The organism is Paenibacillus sp. J2L1-98, assembly GCF_056269405.1.
The window spans coordinates 1-20439 of sequence record NZ_JBWDNW010000001.1 but is presented as its reverse complement, the minus strand read 5'-3'; the positions used below and the strand labels follow the sequence as shown (position 1 = coordinate 20439).

The 20439-nt window shown below is 49.4% G+C and carries 19 protein-coding genes; 16 read left to right on the top strand and 3 right to left on the bottom strand.

Annotated elements, in window-relative coordinates; translation table 11 throughout:
- Positions 1-199 precede the first annotated feature (199 nt).
- From AC0YNZ_RS00095 to AC0YNZ_RS00070, 6 genes are all read left to right on the top strand, one after another.
- The gene (locus AC0YNZ_RS00095; protein WP_475824731.1) at positions 200-1192 is read left to right on the top strand and encodes an aldo/keto reductase; all 993 of its coding nucleotides are present in this window, start codon (positions 200-202) and stop codon (positions 1190-1192) included.
- 197 nt (positions 1193-1389) lie between these two features.
- Positions 1390-2079 carry a DUF4405 domain-containing protein gene (locus AC0YNZ_RS00090; protein ID WP_475824730.1) on the top strand — a complete coding sequence of 230 codons (690 nt, stop codon included), beginning with the start codon at positions 1390-1392 and terminating at the stop codon, positions 2077-2079.
- A 10-nt stretch (positions 2080-2089) separates the two neighbouring features.
- Entirely contained in the window at positions 2090-2710 is a 621-nt protein-coding gene (locus tag AC0YNZ_RS00085; RefSeq protein WP_475824729.1) for a cytochrome P460 family protein, read from the top strand.
- A gap of 87 nt (positions 2711-2797) precedes the next feature.
- The gene (locus AC0YNZ_RS00080) at positions 2798-3190 is read left to right on the top strand and encodes a hypothetical protein (protein ID WP_475824728.1); all 393 of its coding nucleotides are present in this window, start codon (positions 2798-2800) and stop codon (positions 3188-3190) included.
- Positions 3191-3591: 401 nt separating this feature from the next.
- A complete protein-coding gene (locus tag AC0YNZ_RS00075) occupies positions 3592-4071 on the top strand; it encodes an RNA polymerase sigma factor (protein ID WP_475824727.1) in 480 nt (159 codons plus the stop codon).
- Positions 4068-4652 carry a hypothetical protein gene (locus AC0YNZ_RS00070; RefSeq protein ID WP_475824726.1) on the top strand — a complete coding sequence of 195 codons (585 nt, stop codon included), beginning with the start codon at positions 4068-4070 and terminating at the stop codon, positions 4650-4652. The genes AC0YNZ_RS00075 and AC0YNZ_RS00070 overlap by 4 nt, the downstream gene beginning before the upstream one ends.
- Positions 4653-4797: 145 nt before the next feature.
- Here AC0YNZ_RS00070 and AC0YNZ_RS00065 read toward each other — a convergent pair whose 3' ends face one another.
- A complete protein-coding gene (locus tag AC0YNZ_RS00065) occupies positions 4798-5550 on the bottom strand; it encodes a polysaccharide deacetylase family protein (RefSeq protein WP_475824725.1) in 753 nt (250 codons plus the stop codon).
- A gap of 96 nt (positions 5551-5646) precedes the next feature.
- On the opposite strand from AC0YNZ_RS00065, the gene AC0YNZ_RS00060 reads away from it, so the two are divergent.
- From AC0YNZ_RS00060 to AC0YNZ_RS00050, 3 genes are all read left to right on the top strand, one after another.
- Positions 5647-5781 (top strand): hypothetical protein, encoded by a 135-nt coding sequence (locus AC0YNZ_RS00060; protein WP_475824724.1) that lies wholly within the window; start codon positions 5647-5649, stop codon positions 5779-5781.
- A gap of 495 nt (positions 5782-6276) precedes the next feature.
- Positions 6277-6987 (top strand): hypothetical protein, encoded by a 711-nt coding sequence (locus tag AC0YNZ_RS00055; RefSeq protein ID WP_475824723.1) that lies wholly within the window; start codon positions 6277-6279, stop codon positions 6985-6987.
- 292 nt (positions 6988-7279) lie between these two features.
- Positions 7280-7648 (top strand): dTDP-4-dehydrorhamnose 3,5-epimerase family protein, encoded by a 369-nt coding sequence (locus AC0YNZ_RS00050; protein WP_475825465.1) that lies wholly within the window; start codon positions 7280-7282, stop codon positions 7646-7648.
- A gap of 89 nt (positions 7649-7737) precedes the next feature.
- Here the strand turns inward: AC0YNZ_RS00050 and AC0YNZ_RS00045 are convergent, their stop codons facing one another.
- Entirely contained in the window at positions 7738-9027 is a 1290-nt protein-coding gene (locus AC0YNZ_RS00045; protein WP_475824722.1) for a sensor histidine kinase, read from the bottom strand.
- Between the two features lie 4 nt (positions 9028-9031).
- Positions 9032-9706 carry a response regulator transcription factor gene (locus AC0YNZ_RS00040; protein WP_475824721.1) on the bottom strand — a complete coding sequence of 225 codons (675 nt, stop codon included), beginning with the start codon at positions 9704-9706 and terminating at the stop codon, positions 9032-9034.
- A gap of 229 nt (positions 9707-9935) precedes the next feature.
- On the opposite strand from AC0YNZ_RS00040, the gene AC0YNZ_RS00035 reads away from it, so the two are divergent.
- The 7 genes from AC0YNZ_RS00035 (at position 9936) to AC0YNZ_RS00005 (ending at position 20291) form a co-directional block, all read left to right on the top strand.
- On the top strand, positions 9936-10724 hold the full coding sequence (locus AC0YNZ_RS00035; protein ID WP_475824720.1) for a VTC domain-containing protein: 789 nt from the start codon (positions 9936-9938) through the stop codon (positions 10722-10724).
- The gene (locus AC0YNZ_RS00030) at positions 10717-11409 is read left to right on the top strand and encodes a DUF4956 domain-containing protein (RefSeq protein ID WP_475824719.1); all 693 of its coding nucleotides are present in this window, start codon (positions 10717-10719) and stop codon (positions 11407-11409) included. The genes AC0YNZ_RS00035 and AC0YNZ_RS00030 overlap by 8 nt, the downstream gene beginning before the upstream one ends.
- A 35-nt stretch (positions 11410-11444) precedes the next feature.
- Positions 11445-13514 (top strand): carbohydrate-binding domain-containing protein, encoded by a 2070-nt coding sequence (locus AC0YNZ_RS00025; protein WP_475824718.1) that lies wholly within the window; start codon positions 11445-11447, stop codon positions 13512-13514.
- Between the two features lie 859 nt (positions 13515-14373).
- A complete protein-coding gene (locus AC0YNZ_RS00020; protein ID WP_475824717.1) occupies positions 14374-17103 on the top strand; it encodes a peptidoglycan-binding protein in 2730 nt (909 codons plus the stop codon).
- Complete coding sequence (locus AC0YNZ_RS00015) at positions 17103-18698, top strand: peptidoglycan recognition protein family protein (protein WP_475824716.1); 1596 nt, start codon at positions 17103-17105, stop codon at positions 18696-18698. Before AC0YNZ_RS00020 ends, AC0YNZ_RS00015 begins: the two co-directional genes overlap by 1 nt.
- A 178-nt stretch (positions 18699-18876) precedes the next feature.
- On the top strand, positions 18877-19236 hold the full coding sequence (locus AC0YNZ_RS00010; protein ID WP_475824715.1) for an ABC-2 family transporter protein: 360 nt from the start codon (positions 18877-18879) through the stop codon (positions 19234-19236).
- A gap of 824 nt (positions 19237-20060) precedes the next feature.
- Complete coding sequence (locus AC0YNZ_RS00005) at positions 20061-20291, top strand: hypothetical protein (protein ID WP_475824714.1); 231 nt, start codon at positions 20061-20063, stop codon at positions 20289-20291.
- The last annotated feature ends 148 nt before the right edge of the window (positions 20292-20439 follow it).

Below are 20439 nucleotides of genomic sequence, written 5' to 3'. Positions count from 1 at the left end.
GGTATAGCAATAAAACCAGACATAATAAAGTTAAGTTCTTTGGCTGCCACTTTTCTTGCTGGGAAGATTATGAAGCAACATTAAGATGATTATTGAACTAAATACTACTATGGGTTCAACGCTTCGAACCAAAATATTAAAAATCAGGCGAACTAAATGAAGGTTGACGGACCATTAAACGAAGAAAGGAAGATCAGTTATGCAAATGCGTAAATTGGGTAAAGGCGGTTTGGAGGTATCAGCAATTGGATTAGGCTGCATGGGGATGAGCCAGAGTTTTGGTCCGCCGCCAGAAAAAATAGAGTCGATTTCATTAATTCATGCGGCAGTAGACCGGGGTGTGAATTTCTTTGATACTGCTGAAGTTTACGGGCAGTCCCATCACAATGAGAAGTTAGTTGGTGAAGCGTTGGCTCCGTTCAAGGGAAGGGTGCTCATAGCGACCAAATTTGGCATAAAAGCAAGGGAAGGCAAACAGATTCTCGACAGCAAGCCGGAGGTTATCAGACAATCTGTTGAGGGCTCACTCAAACGGCTTAACGTTGAAACAATTGACCTGTATTATCAGCATCGAGTTGACCCTGATGTACCAATTGAAGAAGTGGCCGGCGTCATTCAAGAACTAATTAAAGCGGGGAAGATCAGACACTGGGGTCTTTCTGAGGCGGGTGTGGAAACCATACGACGTGCACATGCCATTCAGCCGCTTGCCGCCATTCAAAGTGAATACTCTATGATGTGGAGAAGTCCTGAAAAAGAGCTGCTGCCCGTCTTAGATGAACTGGAAATCGGTTTCGTGCCGTTTGCCCCGCTGGGGAAGGGTTTTCTCACTGGAAGCATTGATAAACATACAACATTCGGCAGTGACGATTTCCGCAGCAAGCAACCACGCTTCCAGTCCGAGAATATGGTAGCAAATCTAGGGGTGGTGGAACTGATTAGAAAGGTTGCCGCAGAAAAGAACGCAACGATGGCTCAAATCGCAATCGCTTGGGTGCTTGCCCAAAAACCATGGATTGTACCGATACCTGGGATACGCAGGTTGGAACGGCTGGAGGAAAATGTAGGAGCTTTGGATGTGAAGCTGAGCTATGCGGAACTCAGTTATTTGAACGAAGCGCTTTCGAAGATCAAGATTGTGGGAGATCGTTATCCTACAGGTTCTGATTTCTCAAAAAGAGTGAGCAAATAATGATTAACGTTTGGATGGGCGGTCACACCTTGTAAGGATACGGAGCGATGAAGAAAAAAGGGAGGATTTTTTGCATTATCGGATTATAGATGTTAGTTGTGAGTGTAATGACTGGCTGTACAGGGAGCGTAACGAAACACCTAAAAACTTAACTGTTTGCCAGTCAGAGATCCATGTAGCAGAAAGAGGGAAACGGATTGAATCCAAAAATGTTATTCAAGCTCTTCATAGATGTGACGATGACCGTTCTTATGTTAGCGGCCATGGCTTACCACATTACCGGAATTCTAATCCATGAAGTGATTGGAGTCATTTTGCTTGTGTTATTTATTGTCCACAACCTATTAAACCGTCGGTGGTATATGACGATTCTAAAGGGAACGTTCAACATTCGACGTTTGCTGAGCATAACGGTTAATTTGTTATTCCTTGTATCTATGGCTGCCGTATTGATTAGTGCTGTGCCGATTTCCCGTGAAATTCTCTCCTTTATTCCAATCAACGATAACATGATTTTCATGCAGATCCATGTAATGACCTCCTATTGGGGATTTATTATCATGGCTATTCATATCGGAATGTCCTGGGGAACGATAATCAAAGCTATGCGAAGAATGACTGGAATAACTGATTCAAGCCGAATCCGAACCGTTTCGTTGCGCACCTTGGCAGTATTGATTGTCGTTTATGGAGTTCAGACTTCCTTTGAAAGAAATCTAGGCTCCAAGCTCTTTGTATACGATCCATTCGGATCCTGGAATTTCAATGAATCTAGTATAAACTTTTTAATTGATTACCTAACTATAATGGGAATCTATATCTGTGGAACTCATTATGCTGTGAAATTTATTCAGAAGCAAAAATCGCATGGAATGACAGAGAACTAAGGAGGAAGACATGATGAAAAAGTCATATTTACTCTTCGCTATCGTAATTGCAATCATATTATCTGGATGCGCAAAAGGAAGCAGCACCAATGAAGAGAACATGACTAGCCAACCAGCGGAACAACCAATGAAAAGTGACAGTGTGATTGTAGACCTTCCTGAAAATTATACTGATGGTGTAATATTCACAACTGTAAATCGCGGGAATGCCCATGAGAAGCTCTACACGAGTCCGGAAACGATTAAAGCAGTACAGAACGGCGAGCCGATTCCACATGGCACGGTATTAACGCTTGAAATCTATAGGGATGAAGTGTTATCCGATATTTTTGTAATGGAAAAGCGCTTAGACTGGGGGGATCAACCTACCGAAAAGCAAAATGGAGATTGGCGTTTCCAAGCTTACAATGCAGACCAATCATTAAATACTAGAAGGGATGTAGCTAGTTGCATATCGTGTCATGCTTCTCAGGAAAGGGATGACTTTGTCTACACGCTTGATGAGTTGAAGACTTTCCAACTCGAGGATTTTACAGGAGCGGCTGATGTCACTACGGACACTGTGATAGAGGAAGGGAAGATCCAAGCATTGGCCGATCACCTCGTCGATTTAACGAACGCTAAAGGATAAGCTTATTAATTCCTTCTTCGTTTAACATGGCTTTATAATCAGACAGGCAATGGAGCCTATCACTTAACTCAGAAAGGAGAACTTTTTGTGGGTGCCCAAGTTACCAGAGGAGCTGTGGCGCAACTAATTGTCGATGTCATCGAAAACCCTGTTGATTATGCAAAGACTAGTGTTGGTGGCCCAATACGAATTGGACGAAACCATCATTTTATTAAACCATTAGCATCGTTGATGCGACGAATACGAAAGCACGTTACAATCAGAAGTCCCTTTGGGGAATTCTTCAAGACCGTTTATGAATGGCTAAAGAAAGCACAAATTGAAGTTACACGTAACGTAAACCTTGCAAGCGGCGATGGGAGAGAGCTGGCAACGTTAGAATTAGAGAAGGGCTTCAAGCTTCGGTTATTGCACTCTAAAAGACGGCAGTACCGCGTTGTGACGAACTATAGCGAAACCCAACAATTGGAAAAAAGGTAGTTCAGATTGATTGAACAACGTTTTGATGCTCAATGAAATCTCGTAATTATTTACTAAAGAGCAGTTTCTATTTGTGAACGAACATCTGAACATGGCGGAAAAAACGAAGAACTTATACCCTAGGTTGACGTCGGTTACGAAAATGAAGAAGTCGGAAACGTTCTTATATCGTGAATGGGCTGCCTGGCAACTCATACGCGTACTAAACAAGCACCTTGGCCTCATTCGCCCAAGGGGCTTGTTGTTTGCTTCTGACCCGCGGACTGTTGACGTTTTGGGCAGACGGACATACTGATAGGAAGCGCAGTGCTCCGCTTAAAAGCCATTGTCCCAAACTTATTTATAAAGCGTGAAAAATATCGGGCTCCTCAATTGTATTACTAGTGAAAGGGGGACATCAGGTGAACGATTCATATGAGCTCAATGAATCCGTCCGCATAGCCGTGGTCAACTATTCCGACAGCCTGGTTAAGATAGCGTTCGCTTATCTCAAAAACGTTGCCGACGCGGAGGAAGTCGCGCAGGAAGTATTCCTTGCCTATCTCCAGAAATCTCCCGTCTTCGACAGCGTTGATCATGAGAAAGCCTGGTTAATCCGAATAACGATCAATAAATGTAAGAACCTGCTCAAGACGGGCTGGTTTAAAAGTCGTAACCCCATACCGGACAAACTGTCTTACCTTCCTAAAGATGAATACATGGTCATGCAGGCTGTATTATCATTGGATAAAAAATATCGGGTTCCGATCCATCTGCATTATTACGAGGGCTACTCATTGGAAGAAATAGCGGACATTCTTCATGCCAAACCCGCGACGGTAGGGACTTGGCTTGCTCGCGGTCGCAATCAGCTTAAAGACGTTATAGGTGGTGATTTGTGAAGATGAAGAAATCGAGGTATAAATCGGCCATGTCCAAATTGAAAACGAGCGAAGACTTTCAAGAACGTGCGCTTGAACGATTAAACCTGGAAAGGCACAAACAAATCGATAACGATAAACGAAATGGAGAGATTCCTATGAGAACAGCTAATCCGGCAGTAAAGAAAAACAAGGTAGTCGTCTGGGCAGCGAGCATTGCGGCTTGCGCGGTAATGGCATTGAGCATCTATGCGGTTAACCAGAACGGAAGTGGCACTGCTCCTGATCCGGTCACGAACAACCCAAGCGGCGGCGTCGTTGAAAATAACGGTCCGGGATCGGCCACTTCGGCAAAGCATCGGGTCAACATTGACGGTGTCATTGATGAGGTAAGCGCCGACGGCCAAAGCTTCCGAATCGGCGAGTTGTGGGTGACGGTAACGGAAAAAACGACTTATGGCATAACGGGCCCGACGGCTCCTGATCCTTCCGAGCAACTGGTAAGCAAAGAATTTAAAGTCGGTAACACGGTATCCGGCTTCACCTCGGGAGACGTCACGAGCGGGAAGGTAACGGCCGACGTTATTTACAACAATTTTTAAGAGTGCTGCTAACAGAGTAACCGCATCCTCATATGGATGCGGTTTTTTGTTAGCCGCGGGCAGATTTGAATAAACGTCATAAAAATGTTCTTGTCCCGTTTACAAACTCAACTCCCAGTTGTTGGTTGTGGCAAAGAAAGATTTATTATTTTTTGACGGACTTCGAGTTAGAATAATTCAGCAATTCTGAGACCGTGACGAATTGGAACCCCCGTTGTTTCAACTCCGGCAATATTTGATTTAGTGCTTCAACGGTCTGCGTAGATCCTTCCACATGGTCGTGAAACAGCACAATATCGCCGTTACGTGCATTGTTTAATACTTTACTCACAATCTTGTTTGTCCCTGGCTTGATCCAGTCTTTTGTATCCTGGTGCCAGGACCACAGCACAACTGTGTACCCGTTTTTCTTCGCTGTGTTGACAATCAGATCGCTGTAAAAACCGCCGGGCGGTCGGAACCACGGCGAAGTCTGTCCAGTTAACGCTTTTATCTTTTGACGGTTTTTTACAATTTCATCCGTTATGGTTGATGGACCGATTTTTCTATTGAAGTAAAGGTGATTATAAGTATGGTTGGCAACTTCGTGCCCTTCGGCAGCTTCACGCTCCACCACATGCGGATAACGATCGAGCCGATTCCCTACCACAAAAAACGTCGCTTTCGCATCATACTTATTCAGCAGGTCCAATATTTCCGGTGTTGTTATTGGATTGGGTCCGTCATCAAACGTTAAGGCGATCAATTTCTTGTTCATGGGTACTTCCCATACAATTTCCCCGCGCGATTCATAGTAGTTCCTGTCATGCCGGTCCGGCAGTTTAACAAATCCGCATACCACGATCAAACAGACGAGAGCCAGAACCGGAACATACCACTTTTTTGCAGATAAATTCATTTACAAATTCCTCCCATTACATAGCTGTTGGTAGCTGTTGGTTTCTTGAAAATAATAAGATAGTGCATTTAGTATCCTTTCAAGGATTCGAATTATGTGGATGGGGTAACAATAATAAAACCATTTTATAGAAACATTGGAGCGATATGTGCAGAAAACAGCCCGGAAATGAATCAAGCTTTGAAAAAAGCAGTAGTTCAAAAAGACGAATATACCGCTGTCTTTGAATGATGTTTATGTAACGATCCGGCACGGGGGTCAGGAGACACACTTACGTTTGGCGCGATCCGGAAGCTTTTGGAATGAAGCTGATTTGGAACGTTTAATTCTTCCAAAAGAAGCAGCGGACAAACTGTCGACTTATTGTGAAGCGCTAAAAAAACATCACTACTTACTTTTCACGTGCAACGAAGGGCAGGCAGCGATCATGCGGATATCCAGCCACTGACAAAAGATGAAACGAAAATTATAAAGCAAGTGTGTAACAATTGTTGGAGCTGGAGTCGGAAAGCGATTCTGGTTCATTTCGAAAACTGCTTTGATTTTTCTCAAACGGAACACCTTCTGAATGATAAGATGTCCATGTTTAAATCGAAAAAATGGTGGGAAATACAGGTGATTTTATTTATTTGGGAACCAGTAACCCCCATTACTAAGCATCCGCTAATTGATAAATGATATTAAATGTCCCTCCACAGGGTCAAAACATTTTAGGGGGAGTAAAACTTGAATCACAAGGCATTGTCGCTGGCTTGCGTCGTCGGATTGTCCTCTTTGCTTTTTACCGGTTGCGCTCGGACTTATGACCATAATAAAGTTTCCACTCAAGGACTTCGAAACACGTCCGCCGGTTACACCAACACCTTGCCAAGAGGTAACCGGACCTACAATTTTGACGGCAGGCCTAATGCATTAACCTACGATATGAGAGGAACTCCAATCAACGGTACCGGAATGTACAGCACGAATGGGATTTACGGACCGACCGTGGATGGCTACAGGACGCGTACAGGCGTTAACAGCACGGGTATTACCGGATATGGAGATGGATCAACCGGTCTTAACCGTGCACCTGTCGGAAGCGGCATCAGTGGTTTAACGGCAGATATCACCGGCTTGGGTATGACCGGGTACGCAGATTCCGGAATAACCTGGATAACAGGACTGAGCAATCATTTAAAAACATTCGGTGTCGATGATACGCTCGTTCTGGGTAACACAGTGGTGATTCACATTAAAAAAGGACAGACCGCTAAAGTAACGGATATACACCGTTACGTGGGAGGAAAAACGAAAATTTTGAAAGTAACCGGCGCAAAAACGTTACAAGTGATGAAAAGGGTCAAATCGACTTTGGATTCGGCGAATGCAAGCACGAAAGCAAATCGGGTTGCAGCCGATGTACAGTTTATTTTGAAGCACGCTTCTCATATGTGATAAACAAATCTCAGTGTATACAGCCTGTTGACAAAATCAACAGGCTGTATTTTGTACCCTTTATTAGGGCAACCTATTGGCTTCGGAACTTGAAATCAGGGACGGTTCGGTTGTGATTTCGTTCGAATTTCCAACAGCTCCTTACCGCTAAACGGAGATGGCGATATTCCCGACAGGGTCAGAACAAGTGAAGTTGCCCTTGAAGCCTTAATGAATATACATTAATTGTGCTTAAATTATTAAAAGAACGAAATATTAAGATTGGTCTAAACTGATGTTCCTTACGGAATGAATAAAAAGAAAGTTTATTTTACGAGCGAAGAGCTTATTTTGCGTTCATGAGAACTTAAACATACTTTTTTCCAAGATAGAACTAGAGGGCGTTGGTATTTTTACTGAATTTATTGAGGAGACCTTATACTGCCCTAAGAGAAAGGAATATAGAATCCATTTTCAAAATCATCCAAAAGCTCAAACGAAGTTTTTATACTGCACAAATGGACGAGGTATCGATTTTGCGGTTGATTTAAGAAGGTATTGGACATGCATCGGCAACGGACAAGTTCATTCACAACACGATCGGCAGCAGCTTCAACGACGTCCGGATAACAAGATGAGCGACTACTCGCACCGTTATTCGACGGCTCGGCGCGTACTGTAATTATAGGATGACCCGAAACGACTAAAAATCAAAAATCCCATGCGACCGTTGAAACGATCGTAAGGGATTTTTTTGCGTGTCGAGGGCCTCTAGTCCAGATGCAGATAGAAAGTCGTCGATTCCCCAAGCTCGCTCTTCGCGTAAAGCTTTCCGCCGTGCTGATCGACGATGGATTTGGCAATGGCAAGACCCAGTCCATGGCCCCCTTGGGCGCGTGAGCGGGAAGAGTCCGTCCGAAAGAATCGGTCGAAGATCCGGTGCAAGTGCTCCGAGGCAATGCCTTCGCCCGTGTTGGTGACCGACAGGACGACATTCTGATGCTGTTTCTTCAGCGCAATCTCGATCGATCCGCGAGGACCCGCGTATTTGATGGCATTGTCGAGCAAGATCATGATGACCTGCTTGATCTGCTCGCTGCTGCCGTTCACTGTCAGTCCGGGCTCAATATCATATTCGAGTTGGAGCTCCTTCTCGAAAATAACGGCTTCCATCGTCAGCATAATTGTCTCCACCGCTTCGCTCAAGTCGAACTCGGCGCGCATCATGGCGGAACGCGAGTCCTCCATCTCGGTCAGATAGAGGAGATCGCCCGTCAGCTTGGCCATACGAAGCGTCTCCTGCTTAATGACATGCAGCCACTTGGCTTGGTTCACGATCGTATCCTCGCTGTTGGCGAGCAGCACGTCTGCGTTAGTCTGAATGACCGCAAGAGGCGTCTTCAATTCGTGGGAAGCGTCGGCGATAAACTGCCTCTGCTTCTCGAACGCCTCCTTAACCGGAGCGATGGATCGGCTGGCGAAATAACGGCTGATGAAATAAATGACAACGAGCATAACGAGAGCGACGGCCCCGAACGTATAAATCAAATTCGTCAAAATACCCTGCTGCGCGGTGACATCCATGAAGAAGAACATGCTGCCGGCAGTAGCGGTCGTCTGAACGATGAACGCCCATTCATTGCCGTCCAGCTTGAGTTGGCCGGTCGTTTTGCCCGTAGCTAGTGCCTTATCGAGTGCCTCTTGGTAGAAGGACTCCTCCATATCAAACCGCGAGTCGGTGCTCGTTAACGTGCCGGAGATGTCCGCTTCCAGCTTGAACGATACGGACCGTTCGGGTCGCCAGCCGTCGTCTTTCTTGCCTGCAGGTGGCTCGCCCTGGAACTCATCCGGAGGTGATGCGCCGTCATCGTCCGGTTCGAACCGTCTAGGTCCGTCCTGCTGTTTATGATAAAATTCCGAAACTTGATGAAGCTCCATATCGATGTCGCGTTTCACGTCTTGATAGGTGATGGCAAAGATGGCCGTGAAAGCAGCCAGCATCATGACGGTGATCGTGATCAGGTTCAGCAGGAGAAATCGGTTTTTGAGCTTTTTGAACATGCTACTACGTCGCCTCCAGGATGTACCCAACGCCCCTGATCGTTGCAATCTTCACGGACGAATGGAGGAAGGTCAGCTTCTTCCGCAGGAACGAGATGTACACCTCCACATTGTTGTATTCCGCGTTCGAATCGAAGCCCCACAGTTTTTCGATAATTTGCTCCTTCGACGTGACGGCCAGCTTCCGCGTCACAAGCAGCTCGAGCAACTCGCTTTCCTTCAAGTTCAGCTTCAATTCCTTGCCTTTGACGGTCAGCTTCAATAGAGTCGTATTCAGCTCAATATCCCCGAACGTCAGCGCGTCCTCCGGGACGACCTCTCCCTTACGCCTCAGCGCAGCGCGTATGCGGGCCAGCAACTCCTCGGTCGAGAACGGTTTGGCGATATAGTCATCCGCGCCGTAATCGAGTCCGGTTACTTTGTCCGTAATCTCGCCTTTGGCAGTGAGCAGGATGACTGGCGTCGCCGCGCCTTCGCCCCTCAGCTTACGGAGCACGGCGAAGCCGTCCAACTCCGGCATCATGACATCGAGCAGCAGGAGATCGTAGATGCCACTCAGCGCGTAATCGTAAGCGGATCTGCCGTCGTGGACGATATCCACGGAGTAGTTCTGCTTCTTCAATAATTGGGATAAGGCTTCCGCCAAATGTATTTCGTCTTCCGCGATCAAAATTCGCATCGGCTGTTCATCCTTTGCTGTTTTTCTAGACTTGATTTCCCCATTATAGCAAGCGAACCTTTAGCCAACCTTAACTGTTTTCGTTCGATCGCTTCAGGTCGCTATATATAGGAAACGCGTTTTTTTTGAGGAAATGTAAATCGATTTAAGATTCATTAAAGGTTGGGGGACTAAGATACAGACATGAAAGATGAGACCACAGCGAACCGCGGAAAGGAATGAAACAAGGATGGCGATTGAGGTGTTCAACCGGTACGAGAACAAATACTTGCTGGACCATGATGCGTACCTTCGATTCTATAGCGACCTGCTCGATTATATGGAGCTTGACGATTATAACAAGCAGCATGAATTTTATTCGATCAGCAACCTCTACTTCGATACTCCGCACGATTCGCTCATCCGGACGAGCCTGTCGAAGCCGAAATACAAGGAGAAGCTTCGGTTGAGAGCGTACGGCGTGCCAAGCGGCGACGCGAAGGTTTACCTGGAGATGAAGAAGAAGGTGTTCGGTCTCGTCAACAAACGAAGGACGGGGCTGAAGCTGAACGAAGCGTACGAGTTCGTGCGAACCGGGATCGAGCCAGTATTCCAGCCTTACATGAACAAGCAGGTGATCAAAGAAATCAAATATTTCCTCTGCCGCTACGAGCTCGAACCGAAGGTGTATCTGGCTTACGAGCGGAAGGCGATGTTTAGCAAGGAGAGCCGAGACCTCCGCATCACGTTTGACACGAACATCCGCCATCGCCGGTACGACCTAGGACTGGAGCTTGGCGATCATGGCGAGTTTCTTGACTCGGCCAACATGTGGATGATGGAAGTAAAGGCGGAGAATACGATTCCGCTGTGGCTGTCGAGGCTATTATCGGAGCACGGATTGTACCGCACTAGCTTCTCCAAATACGGCAACGAATACAAGAAGACGGTAAGACACGGCAACGCGCGACCGACGTTGCCAACGCAAACGACAAAAACAACACCATTTATGGAAAGAGAGCGTGTACTCTATGTTTGATTTCGAATCCTTGTTCAATCCGACGACCACGACAACCACGATGACGCTTGGCAGTTCGATCGTCACGATCCTGATCGCCATCGCCCTCGGCGCCATTATCAGCTTCACTTACATGAAGACGAACCCGACCGGCTATTCGCAAAATTTCACGCTAACGATGATCATTCTGCCCACAATCGTCGCCATTATTATTCTCCTGATCGGCAGCAATCTTGCCCGAGCGTTCAGCCTTGCGGGAGCCTTCTCCATCATCCGGTTCCGAAGCGCGCCCGGCGATCCGAAGGATATCGCGTACGTCCTGTTCACGATGGCGGCCGGTCTGGCTTGCGGCGTAGGCGCCTTCGGCTACGCGGTATTGTTCACTTTAATCCTTTGCGCCTTGATGTTCATCTTGAGCAAAACCAACTTCGGAGCGAGAAAGTCGGCTCAGAAGCAGCTTAAAGTCACGATTCCGGAAAGCTTAGGATACGAAGAAGCATTCGCCGAAGTATTCGCTACGTTTGGTGTTGCGTATGAACTAAAAAAAATCCGCACGACCGAGCTTGGCAGCTTGTATGAGCTCGTCTACGCCGTTACGTTGGATCTGAACACGAACCAGAAGGAATTCCTCGACGCGATCCGATGCCGCAATGGCAACTTGGATTTGTCCCTGACGATGGTCCCTACGGCTCAGGCTGAGTATTAATGCAACAACAATTACAATTCGGAAGGAAGATCGATATGAAAAAGACGAAAATAAAACATTATGTAGGGGTAATCGCTTTGTGTACGGTGCTTCTGGCTTCGGCCTGCAGCAATGGCAGCAATAATACGGCGGCATCCGGCAATGCGGCGGTCGTGGAGACCGCTTCGACGGATCAGCAGACGGAGACGGCAGCGGTTGCGACAACTGAATTGTCGATGGACGAACTCGTGGAGTTCGACGATGAAGATTACAACACGGAGTGGAGCGAAGACAGCTCTGCGAAGATTGTTTTTAACGGCACATCGGCTAGCGTGACGGGAACTGGAGCCGCAGCAGGCGAAGGCGGTTCGGTGAGCATAACGGAAGCCGGCACGTACGTATTAAGCGGCACACTGAACGACGGGCAGTTGACGGTGAACGTGCCGGACGGCACGGTACACCTGGTCCTGAACGGCGTGGAGCTGCATGATAACGACAGTGCTCCGCTGTATATCGTGGAAGCGGGCAAGGTTGTTATGACGCTGCAAGAAGGCACGGAAAACAAGCTGTCTGACGGTACGAACTATGTCTATGCCGATGCGAGCGCCGAAGAACCGAACGCGGCCTTGTACAGCAAGGCGGACCTGACGATTAACGGAACGGGCAAGCTGACGGTGGAAGGAAACTTCAACAACGGCATCAACAGCAGAGACGACTTGAAGCTGGTATCGGGTACGATCGCGGTTAAGGCAGTAGACGACGGCGTACTGGGCAAAGACCGGGTGGCTGCTCTGGAAGGCGCGACGCTGACGGTGGTAGCGGGCGGAGACGGCGTGAAAGCGACGAACGCAGAAGAAGAAGGCAAAGGCATTATTGCCATCGGCGGCGGCACGTTCGACATTACGTCCGGCAACGACGCGCTACAAGCGGAAACATCAATGCTGGTTAATGGCGGTACGTTCTCGCTCATAACTGGCGGCGGCAGCGTGAACGGAGAGACGCATGTCGAAGAGCGCGGCGGCTGGGGCGGCGGTCAACCGGCTGCGCCAGGTACGGCAAGCACGGCGACCGGTACGGATGCGGCGGCAACGGAAGAAGAATCGACAAGTGCCAAAGCGCTGAAAGCAGGTACGGATATTGAAGTGGGAGGCGGCACGTTCGAGATCGACTCAGCGGACGACTCCGTCCACAGCAATGGCAATCTGACGATAGCGGGCGGCGAGCTCATGCTCACAACCGGCGATGACGGCATTCATGCGGATACAGTGGTTACGATAGCAGGCGGGAAGATCAACATTACGAAGAGCTACGAAGGCATCGAAGGCTCCGTCATTACGCTGGCGGGCGGCGAGACGACGGTAACGGCGTCCGACGACGGCGTGAATGTGGGAGGCGGTAACGACGGTTCGTCCGTGAACGGACGTGCGGGACAGAACACGATTACCGACGGAACGCACATGCTGACGATTACCGGAGGCACGTATTACGTGAACGCGACCGGCGACGGACTCGACTCCAACGGTTCGATCACGATGAGCGGCGGCACGGTAACCGTTAGCGGTCCTACCAATGCGGGCAATGGTTCGCTTGATTACGATGGCACGTTCGAGATGAAGGGCGGCTACCTGATCGCCGCGGGCAGCTCGGGCATGGTGCAATCGACTTCCGATACGTCGACGCAGCAATCGGTACTCATGACCTTCCCTTCGACACTGGAAGCTGGAACGATGGTGCGCCTCGAGGACAGCGAAGGAAACGCGATCGCGACGGTCGCTCCGGCAAAGACGTTCCAATCGATCATGATCAGCTCGCCTGACCTGAAGCAAGGCAGCACGTACACAATCTACTCGGGTGGCTCGTCTACCGGCACCGAAACAAACGGCTTGTATAAGGGCGGCGAGTACACGGGCGGTACGAAGGTCGTCAGCTTCGAGATTACGAGCGCTGTGACTTGGGTGAACGAGTCGGGCGTAACGACTGCTCAAAGCGGCATGGGCGGAGGCAGAGGCAACATGGGCGGCGGTGGGCGCCCGATGAGGGGCCAGGGCGGTCAGCCCCCGGCTGACGGCACGGTCCCTGAGGCCGCACCGCAAGGAACGACGGACAGCGGCACGCAGGCGCAATAAGGAATTACGCGCGGTTAGGATTATGCGAGAACGGCAAGAAGCTGCTCTCAAGCGGAATGACATTAATGTTCAAAAAAATGAAGTTTTAGACTGAAGTGCTTGATTTAATCTGGTTTATTAGATTAAAAATCATCAGCCTTTTAAATTTAACTTTAACTGTTGGACTTGATAAAAAATCAAACAGCGGCGGACCAAGACTTGAAAAATAAAGTCTTAGACTGCTGCTGTTTTCATTGAACTAACGTTATCCGTCGCTCGCGACACGATTCAAGTGAAGCGCGCGGTGAGGGTGTCGTCTTGAGCGCACGAATTTACATTTATGTCGGGGGACAAGAACATATATGCTTAATAATCCGCGTAAATCGCGGATTTTTTGTATTAAGGATATAAGTTCTTGTCCACAGTCAAAGACAAGAACTTATATCATTAGCCGTATTAGGACAAGAACATGTATCCATAGCCGTTCCAACTTCGAGGCGTGAGTTAGAGGGGGATAAACTAGGAGGCGGTGCGATCGGCGGCTCGCGGGAGAGCCTTTTCTAAATCTTAAAAAAGTTCACCTTATTCTACTCTAAGCATTCTCCGCATGAAACGCGCTGCGCTGACGGAAGGACGGCGACAGCCGTTTCAAGATGCCACGACACGATTGGCTACCGCTCGACAATAATTAGCCGGCCCGCACGCCAAACTTGGGCCGCACTCCCCATGTAGACGAGGGATCACCAACATATAATAATAATTGGCATATATTAGAAAATTCTCATCAGAAGGAGGATCACGGTTATAACCCTAACATAAGCTTCATTCGACGCGGCAAACGAGTTGTCAACAAACACATTTCATTAGAAAAGGTGATCCCATGCTCAAGAAGTCCACCAATCTCATCGATTTCAAAAACATTCTGCCGTTCGACAGCGAGTTGTTCGGCGTCTACCAGCCGCTGCTCGGCTGGAAATCGGAGCGCACGCTGAGACGGTTCCGCAGAGGCTACGCGCATGACCGGCGGAGACTGATCTCGCTGCTGCAGAGCCGTTATCGCGGGATCTATAAGTTGACCGGCGTTGAGGGGCATGTGCGCGAGATCGAATACATCCATCCCGGGGAACAGCCGGGTGCCGTCAAAGGCTTCGGTAGCTTCCTGCTGCAGGCGATCGCGTCTGAGCTGCCACCATTCGAGGACTACAAGCCGGAAATGTGGTCAGAATTCATCGAACGCGAGAGGCTGGATAAGCTGCTCAATACCGTCGTCCGCGAGGCGTGCATGAAATGGTATACCCAGTTGCTGCAGCAGCAGAACGGCAATCTTATGGTCTCCGTCAGGCTATCGGCCTCCGCGGCATCGGAGGCGCTGGAGAAAAAAGTGGGAGAGGAATCCGTTATTGCCGGCATGCTGCTGTACTTGGCGGACAACAAGCTGTACGACCAACTTCAGCAACTGTTCTACAAGACCGACACCGACCTGGATTCGCTGCTGCAGGCGCTGTACGCCAGCGATCCGTTCGAGACGATGGATCCCAAGAAGGACCTGGATCGGGTCGGTCTGTCCCCCATCGGCATCGTGCATCTGTTCCGTCAATATTTCTTCGAGTTCGATACGTTCCTCGGCCCCCCCGTCGGCCATGTCTGGCTGAGTCCCGGCTCGTCTGTGGAGCTGATCGAGGTCAGCACGCGCAAGACGACCGTTGAGCGGTCGATCGAGCAGTCGACGGAGAGCACGACGCGCAGCGAACTGTCCACGACGGATCAGGACGAATTGTCCGACAGTGTGAAGGAGGACAACCGGACGGATACGAAGTTCGGGGCGAATGCGAACGCGAAGGAAAGCTGGATCTGGGGCAGCGCCGAGCAGTCGGCTAGCTTTGATATGGGTACGACACAGCAGAAGGCGCGTGAGCAGTCGCATAAGCACATGCGCCAGCAGACGGAGAAGCTGTCGACTGAAATCCGCAAGAACTTCAAGTCCACGTTTAAGACGGTGACCGAGACGACGGAGACGTCGAGCAAACGCTACGTGCTAGAGAACGACGGCGACCAGCTCATTAACTACGAATTCCGCCGCAAAATGCGCCAGGTTGCCGTTCAAGTACAGGATATCGGCACCTATCTGTGCTGGCAGACGTATGTGGACGAGCCGGGCAAGCAGCTTGGGGTGGCGGAGCTCATGCATATCGCGGCATCGCCCGACGTTGCCAACATGCCGCATCCCGAGGCTGTCATACCGCCGGGAATGATCGTGACGGATTACCCGATCGACATCTCGTTCGTGCAGACGTCCGAGGACGAGGGAGACAAGGACGAAGGCTATACGAACGGCAAGGAAGAAGACACGGACTTCAACGAAGGCGACATCGAGACGATTCAGGCGGATTTTCCTCAGACGGTTATCAGCCAGCAGGCCGGTTACATGCTGCAAAAGGTCAGCTTCGATACATCGGGAGGGGATATTCAGCTGTCGGTGAAGGATCTGACGCAGGCGCCGAACAGCACGGAAGCCAAGTTCACGGTACACGTGAACCATGTCAACTTCCGGGGCAGCTCCCCGATCCGCGTCATGGCCAAACTGACCTGGATGCCGGACGCGACCATCGTGAAGGACATCGAGGATCAGAACAAGGCGAATGTCAGCGCGTTCACTGCTAGGCTGGAGCAGGAGTACCGCAAGGAGTTCATCGAGGCGGCCAAAGAGCGCATCAAGCTGGCGAGCCGAATCCGATCCCGCAGCTTCGAGGACCTGCGCGAGGAAGAGCGGATCGTCGTCTACCGCGTGCTTATCCAGGAGCTGTTGACGAAGGGCATTCCGTTCCCGGACAACCGCACGCGCCATGCCGCGGCGGAGCTGCTCAATTCCATCTTCGACGTGGACAAAATGCTCTATTTCGTCGCGCCGGAGTGGTGGAAGCCGCGCGATCATTCCCATCAGTCGTTCGGGACGCTCGTACCGAACGGGCAAATCGGACCCGATGGGCAGCCGGTCATGGTGCCGGACGTCGCATCCAGCATTCCAGCCGACAGCTTGACGGGCTGGGGTGGCATGAACGAGAAGCGCCATGACAATTATTACATTACGGACGAGTCCGATCCCGCAAAGCTTGGCAGCTCGCTGGGCTGGATGCTGCAACTTGACGGCGACAATCTCCGCAACGCGTTCCTCAACGCACCGTGGGTCAAGGCGGTTATCCCGATTCGCCCCGGCAAGGAGAAAGCAGCGATGAACTGGCTGAAGCAAGTGGAAGGAATGAACGGAATCGGGCCGTCCGACATGTACGGCGGCACGGAACCCGATCTGCAGGGCAAGACGATGCTGGAGGTGCTGGACCTGCTGTCGGAGAAGGTCAAGGCGAAGCACGACAAGTCGATTCAGACGACGCAATACCCCGATCCTGACAACCCGGGCGATCCCGCCAGCACGGTCAGCGCAACGCCGGTCGACAAAGTCTATGAGCATGGCTTCTACCCGCTGCAAGGTGGTTTTCATGCCGCGATGGGCGACGACTTCGAAGTGTTCGATCAATGGATCGAGGTGCTGCCAACGGATCAAGTGGTCGCGGTCGAAGTGAAGTACGATCCCAAGACGGGGAGACAGATTTAGTGGGCAAACCGAATCATCCGCCGAAGCCCAAGATAGCGAAGCCTGCCAAGGCCGCCAAGCCGAAAACTCCGGTCAAACCAAAAGTGACGCCCGCGAAGCCCGTCGCCAAGCGGAGCATGGACGATATGCCCGCCGAATCGTTGGAGGCGCTGAAGGAGCGGGAGGCAGCTATCGTCGCCTCCGTCCCCGGGATCGTCAATCCGGTGAAAGATGCGACGGTGGTGCTGCTGTCGCCGTACGGATATTTTCGCGTCATGAAGTTCGACAATCAGGGCAATACAGCGGATAGGCAGTATTACCTCTACTTCACGAACAAAAGGTCCGGCGGGGTGTTCGAGGTGCACGGCACGATCGCATGGACGTACATGAATCTCGTGCCGAATCGCGACGACATCAGCGACTTTCCGATCCAGGACACCGTAATCATTGGTTCGACGACGCAGGACAGCCTGTCGGCATTCAGCCGATATTCGCTGCTCTGGTCGCAGGCGACCAACGCCGTCGCGACGCGGAATTACGCCGACTACGCGCCGTCCAAGGAGACGCTCTTCATCGCCTGTACGAGAGAGTTCGACACCGGCTTTCCGGCCTCGCTTATCTACAAGAACTGGAAGGGCGAGAAGACCGCGCAGTACAAGAACAGCCGCTTAATCCGGAGCGCGGGCATGCCGACGCAGATTCTGTTGCACGAGACGGCGACGTCCGGCAACATGAACATCTCGGGCGTACGCAAGGAGAAGACGTATTATCCCATCCCCCACTTCTGCATCAACAATATCGACGGAAGCGGGAACGGCCATATCCTGCAGTTCGTCGACATTGCCGAGAAGACGTATCACGGGGAAGCGCTGAACGACCGTTCGGTCGGCATCGAGTTCGTCAACGAGCCACTGCAGGAGAAGGACCACCTCGATCTCAAGGACAGCAAAAACGGCATCTATCTGAAGACCGTGCTGGATAAATATCCGCAGATGTTCATCCCGTTTGAATTCGACGAATCCAAGGCGGATCAGACGCTGAGCATCAATAAGGCAGATATACTTAACTGGAATGCGCTGAAGCAGATCGAGATCGGGACGGCCAAGACGAAGGTGGCTGAAGAGAAGGATGGGGTCGTGACGCTGAAGTTCGTCAAATCCGACAAGTTCGAGCATTTGGCAAGTCTCATGCGGTTGCTGCAAAACAAAGGCGGATTACCAGGACTGGACATCGATGCCGCGGAGCAGCACATGTCGGTCGTAACAAGCGACAAGAAGAAGGTTTTCGTCTTCCAGCACGGCTACGAGGGAAAAGATAAGACGTTCCACTACGCCATCGACATCCGTAAACATGGCGTCTTCACGCACGGCCTGATCGGCGGCCATCACGACGGCTATCAGCAGGCGCTGTACATGTACTTGAGGCTGATCAAGAAGCAGCAGCCGCTGGCCTGCCTGCAGACGATGATGGACATGCTCGCGAAGAGCAAACTCCCAAAGGGGACGAAGCGGCCGCCGATCACGCTGAAGGAAGTGCTGACGGTGACGAGCGGCAAGGAGGAAGAGCCAAAGTCGCCAAAGGATATCCAGATCACGAGTTATCTGGAGCTGCCGTAGCTATCTCTTCCGGGCGTGGCATACTGAATCAGATTGATTGATTCCCGACGAGCGTTTTCAAGAAGTCGAGCAGGATACAATCCTAGCACTAAATGGCGAAGCCGCTCAATTCATTCAAATTTGGAATAACATCTAAATATATAAAAGAGCTGCTGGATATATCAGCAGCTTTCTTTAAATGGAATATTTCTTGTCGGCAGCCGGAACGAAAACCCCAGAGCAGACGCCCGGCCATGGACAACCGCAAGATGCTGAATGGAATGCTTTGGGTCATCCGTTCGAGAGCGACGTGTCGGGACTTGCATTCATATCGTATCCTTTACCTGTATTTGGTACTTTAATTCAAACTTTGCTTACCGTTGTAGTCCCGTTTGCATTCATAAATTATTATCCTGCCGCATTTCTACTTTCAAAAGACACTTTGTGGTTACCCACCTGGTCCATGTGGTTCGTCCCAATAGTTGGACCGTTTTGTTACTCGGTGGCATATAGAGCTTGGATGGGAGGAGTTAATAAATATCAGAGCGCAGGTGGCTAATTATTTCGACAGGACATATCGAACTCCAGAAGTTTAAGCTAAACGGAGAACGATAGTTAAATGCCAGAAGGGCTGTAAAACTTAGTTAAAATATCATTAAATAACGGTCTTCCGTGATACAATTAATTCTAGGAACGCAATCATAATAGGATATAACCGAGTTTAATGGAGGATAAATCTGGTGGTAGTAATAAAAGAAATTGATAATAAGCTAAGAGAGGTTATTAATAATTTTCGAGGATCAATTATTATATCCAGAAATCAGGTACATTCATTAGATAAATTACTAGGTTAAGTAGAAGGTCAAGGTATCGGAACCAAGCTCATTGATTTAGTTATTACAAAAGCGAGAATTATTTCGAGCACTTTTGTCAGGGCACTCCAATCAATTTCTCCCTTGATCATCTAGTGGGTGCTTTAGTGTATCATCATTGAAGCATTCGTTATAACAGTGACTCCGAACTAAAATGGAGATGTGTAACATATAAATACGAACTATTTAAGTTAGTTTGAGGTCAGTGTTATTGAAGTTCGTATTTAATTGATACTGGACAGCATTGTCGGATGACAAGAACATATATACAATGAAAGTCGCTTAAACAGCGGCTTTTTTATTTTTTGTATAGAAGTTCTTGTCGTGAGCTCAAGACAAGAACTTCTATACAAAGCCGTATTAGGACAAGAACTTCTATACACCCCCGTGAACCCTGAAATATACGATTTATTAAGCTAACGGGCAGATTAGCGTGGTGATTGATGGGTTACATGAGTTTTATAAACGTGGTAGAATATTCCACATAAACCGAATTGAGAGGGGACTTGGAATGAGCACAAACAACATCCATGAAACCCAGCCCGAAAAGGAACATTTGTACAGTAACGATAATTATGTCGATGAGAACCTTCGCTCTATTCAAAGTATTGAGGGTGGAGGACCAATGAAAAAAATAGATTTAAATTCAATGCCGCGTCCTCTAAAGATCTTCGGCTACTTTGTATTTTCAATTTTAGTGTTAATGGGTGCGGTAGCAGTCTTGATTAGTTTTATTCATTAAATTTAATAACATCACCACGCTGCTCAACTAACGGATGACGATAGCATTCCTGTAGAGCGTTAAATTTCCGCTTTGCAAAAAAACGAGCGCCTCGGTACGATGGAAGTACGCAACGGGTCATAGCCCTAAAAATTCCATCATCCAGGAG